At 64.1% G+C, this 3,287-nt stretch carries 4 protein-coding genes and 1 pseudogene; 2 read left to right on the top strand and 3 right to left on the bottom strand.

Going from position 1 to position 3,287, the window contains the following annotated elements; translation table 11 throughout:
- Window positions 1-123 (top strand): annotated as a pseudogene (locus EN935_RS42305) (ABC transporter ATP-binding protein); the annotation flags it as partial.
- Entirely contained in the window at window positions 120-1,256 is a 1,137-nt protein-coding gene (locus EN935_RS27890; RefSeq protein ID WP_126067040.1) for an ABC transporter permease, read from the top strand. The pseudogene EN935_RS42305 and the gene EN935_RS27890, both read left to right, overlap by 4 nt.
- A 3-nt stretch (window positions 1,257-1,259) precedes the next feature.
- Here the strand turns inward: EN935_RS27890 and EN935_RS27885 are convergent, their stop codons facing one another.
- From EN935_RS27885 to EN935_RS27875, 3 genes are read right to left on the bottom strand one after another with little or no spacing between them, the layout of a single operon-like run.
- Window positions 1,260-1,859: a DNA-3-methyladenine glycosylase gene (locus EN935_RS27885; RefSeq protein ID WP_127262215.1), complete on the bottom strand. Its 600-nt coding sequence runs from the start codon at window positions 1,857-1,859 to the stop codon at window positions 1,260-1,262.
- A gap of 18 nt (window positions 1,860-1,877) precedes the next feature.
- Window positions 1,878-2,258 (bottom strand): nuclear transport factor 2 family protein, encoded by a 381-nt coding sequence (locus EN935_RS27880; RefSeq protein ID WP_126067042.1) that lies wholly within the window; start codon window positions 2,256-2,258, stop codon window positions 1,878-1,880.
- 48 nt (window positions 2,259-2,306) lie between these two features.
- Window positions 2,307-3,284, bottom strand: a complete 978-nt coding sequence (locus EN935_RS27875; protein WP_127262214.1) for a threonine/serine dehydratase — start codon at window positions 3,282-3,284, stop codon at window positions 2,307-2,309.
- Window positions 3,285-3,287 lie beyond the last annotated feature (3 nt).

Here is a 3,287-nt window from a genome sequence, read left to right as displayed (position 1 = left end):
CTCGAAGCCGCACTCGCGGATGTCGAAAGAGAGCACAAGGGCGTGAAAGTGTCGCCCGGAGAAACCAGCCTGGAAGATGTTTTCATCCAGTTCATGTCCGGCTCGAAGGACAACATGGCATGAACAGTGTCTTTTCCTTCGCTCGGCTTGGCGCGCTGCTGATCAAGGAATTCATCCAGATGCGGCGCGACCGCATCACCTTCGCCATGATGCTGGGTGTGCCGCTGATACAGTTGGTGCTGTTCGGCTACGCCATCAACAACGACCCGAAAAGCCTGCCTGCAGCACTCGTGGCGACGAGCAACGATCCCTACACGCGTGCCATTGTCGCGGCGCTGCAGACCACCGGCTACTATCGTTTCGACCATGTCGCGCAAAGTGCTGCCGATGCGGAGTTCCTGATATCGCGCGGCGACGTCGCCTTCGTCGTCACCATCCCCGCCGATTTCGCCAAGAGGGTGGAGAGCGGCAACAACCCGCAGATCCTGATCGAGGCCGACGCCACCGACCCGGCGGTGGCCAGCGGCGCTATCTCGACGCTCGGCACCGTCGCTAGCCAGGCGCTGCTGAGGGCGCAAGGCACGCAGGAAGCCGCCGCCGAGGCCGCCAAGGGTCAGCTCGATGTCGTCGTACATCGGCGCTACAATCCCGAAGGCATCTCGCAATACAACATCGTGCCCGGCCTGCTCGGCGTCATCCTGCAGATGACCATGGTGATGATGACTTCGATCGCGCTGACGCGCGAGACCGAGCGCGGCACGATGGAGAACCTGCTGGCGATGCCGTCCAGCCCGCTCGAGATCATGCTCGGCAAGGTGCTGCCCTATCTGGCGGTCGGCGGCGTGCAGGTGGTGGTGGTGCTGGCGGCGGCCAAGCTTCTGTTCGCCATACCCTTCACCGGATCGATGTCGCTGCTGTTGACCGCCGTGCTGATCTTCGTGCTGGCGCTGGTGCTGCTCGGCTATACGATTTCGACCGTCGCCCGCACGCAGATGCAGGCCCTCCAACTCACTTTCTTCTTCTTCCTGCCGTCGATCATGCTGTCGGGTTTCATGTTCCCCTATCGGGGCATGCCGGACTGGGCGCAGACCTTCGGCGAGATCTTCCCGCTGACGCATTTCCTGCGCATCACCCGCGCGGTGATGCTGAAGGGCGCCGAACTGCCGGCGGTGGCCGGCGAGATCGGCTGGCTGGTGGTGTTCGTGGCGCTGTTTGCCGGTGTCGCATTGGTGCGGTTCAGGCGGACGCTCGACTAGCTCTCACGGGTTGAGTGATCTCGTACCGCTAACGAACGGACTTCCTCGGACATAGAAGCGTAGCGGGCGATCCGCGTCCTTCGTAATGCCGATCCGGATGCCCTGCCCGATGTCACCGGCCTGATGATCATCAATTGCCAGCCATAGCGGGCCTTCGCGGCAAAGATCGATCCCGTCGAGCGAACGATCGATACGCAACGCCTGGGCGAGCCTTCCCGGTCCTCGCGCCAGATCGCGCACGCGCTCGATGCCCCGATTGAGCCGCATGATGGCAATGCCCTCGAGCGGCTCGAGCGCCCTGATCAGCACACCGGTTCCGATCCCTGGCATCTCGCTCGAGACGTTGAGCATGTAGGAGACGCCGTAGGCGAGATAGACATAAGCGTGGCCAGGCCCGAGAAACAGCGAACGGTTGCGCGAGGTCATCCCCCGGTAACCGTGCCCGGCGGCATCGCCGACGACATAGGCCTCCGTCTCGACGATGCGGCCGCTGGCGACGCCTTCGGGCAGCTCGCGCACCACGAGTTTGCCAATGAGAGTGCGGGCAAGGGATGCCGTATCATCAGGCAGTTCCGAGCGCACGAGCGGGCGGCGGATGGTCATGCTCAGCGCGGCCAGGTTTCACGGCATCGGCTCGACCCATTGCGCGCGCGAAGGTCCCGGCTCGAACGGATCGGCGAAATACTGGGTCTCGCGGGCGACCTTGCCATCGAGGAACTCCATGATGCTCACGGTGTAGGACGGTCGCCCGTCATAGGCGAGGACAAATTCAGTGACCCAGAGATCGCCCCCGCCAACGATCCGCCGCACCGTGAAGCGCTTTTGATTGGGCTGCGCGGCGCGCGACGACTGGATGTTTTGCCGCCCGCTTATGCGCTCGCCCGACTGCGGATAGTCGAGCACCGCGTCCTCCCGGTAGATCTGGTGCTCCGCCTCGAGGTCATCAGCGTCGGAAGCAGCCCAGTGGCGATCCAGAGCCGCCCGAATCTCCAAGTCTTCCATGCCGGATCTCCCTCGGACATCGCGGTCGTGACCGGGCCTTTCGCTACCCTACGCCGCCGCCATGATCTCGGCATAGGTACCGAAATCGACATTGCCGCCGGAGAGCACCACGGCAACGCATTTGCCGGATAGCTCGATCTCACCCGATGACAGTGCCGCCAGCGCCACGCAGCCGCCGGGCTCGACCACGAGTTTGAGATAGGCCATGGCGTCGCGCATCGCCTGCGCGGTTGCCTTGTCTGAGACCGCGATGCCACCGGCAAGGTTCCTGCGGTTGATCTCGAAGGTGATCAGGCCGGGCTCGGCGGTCAGGATCGCGTCGCAGATCGAAGCGTGGCCGGGCTCGTTCGACACCCTTGCGCCTTCGATGAGCGAACGGCGGGTGTCGTCGAAATGCTCGGGCTCCACTGCCCAGACCGCGGTGTCGGGCGAGGCGTCTTTGACCGCAACTGAGATGCCGCTGGTCAGGCCGCCGCCGCCGCAGGGAATGACGACCGCGTCGAGGCTGACGCCAAGCGCTTTTGCCTGGCGCATCAATTCGAGGCCGATCGTGCCCTGTCCAGCGATGATGGCCGGGTCGTCGAAGGGCGGCACCAGCACCATGCCCCTTTCGATATAAGGGCGCACCACGGTCATGCGGTCGTCGCGAAAACGGTCGAACGGCACCACCTCCGCGCCCATCTTGCGGACATTGGCGATCTTCATCGCTGGCGCGTCTGAAGGCATGGCGATGACCGCCTTGACGCCGAACATCGCGGCCGAAGCGGCGACGCCCTGCGCATGATTGCCCGACGAGAAGGCAACCACGCCTCGGCTGCGTTCTTCTTCACGGAGCGACGACAGCTTGTTGTAGGCGCCACGGAACTTGAACGAGCCGGTACGCTGCAGCGTTTCCGGCTTGAACAGGATCCGGCCGCCGAAGCGCTTGTTCAGCTCCTGCGATTCGATCAAGGGGGTTTCGACGATCAGGCCGGCAAGCCGGGCTGCGGCGGCGTGGATGTCGGCGATGCCGGGAGGGGTGGTCATAGT

This window comes from Mesorhizobium sp. M7D.F.Ca.US.004.03.1.1 (genome assembly GCF_003998635.1).
Lineage (GTDB): Bacteria > Pseudomonadota > Alphaproteobacteria > Rhizobiales > Rhizobiaceae > Mesorhizobium > Mesorhizobium loti.
Note: the sequence above shows the minus strand (reverse complement) of the source record. Positions and strands in the feature narration are given on the sequence as shown.

Bases quoted from the DNA above. Each gene is read 5' to 3' on its own strand.
- EN935_RS27890 (WP_126067040.1), top strand. From the start codon at position 120: ATGAACAGTGTCTTTTCCTTCGCTCGGCTTGGCGCGCTGCTGATCAAG.
- EN935_RS27875 (WP_127262214.1), bottom strand. From the start codon at position 3,284: ATGACCACCCCTCCCGGCATCGCCGACATCCACGCCGCCGCAGCCCGG.
- EN935_RS27880 (WP_126067042.1), bottom strand. From the start codon at position 2,258: ATGGAAGACTTGGAGATTCGGGCGGCTCTGGATCGCCACTGGGCTGCT.
- EN935_RS27885 (WP_127262215.1), bottom strand. From the start codon at position 1,859: ATGACCATCCGCCGCCCGCTCGTGCGCTCGGAACTGCCTGATGATACG.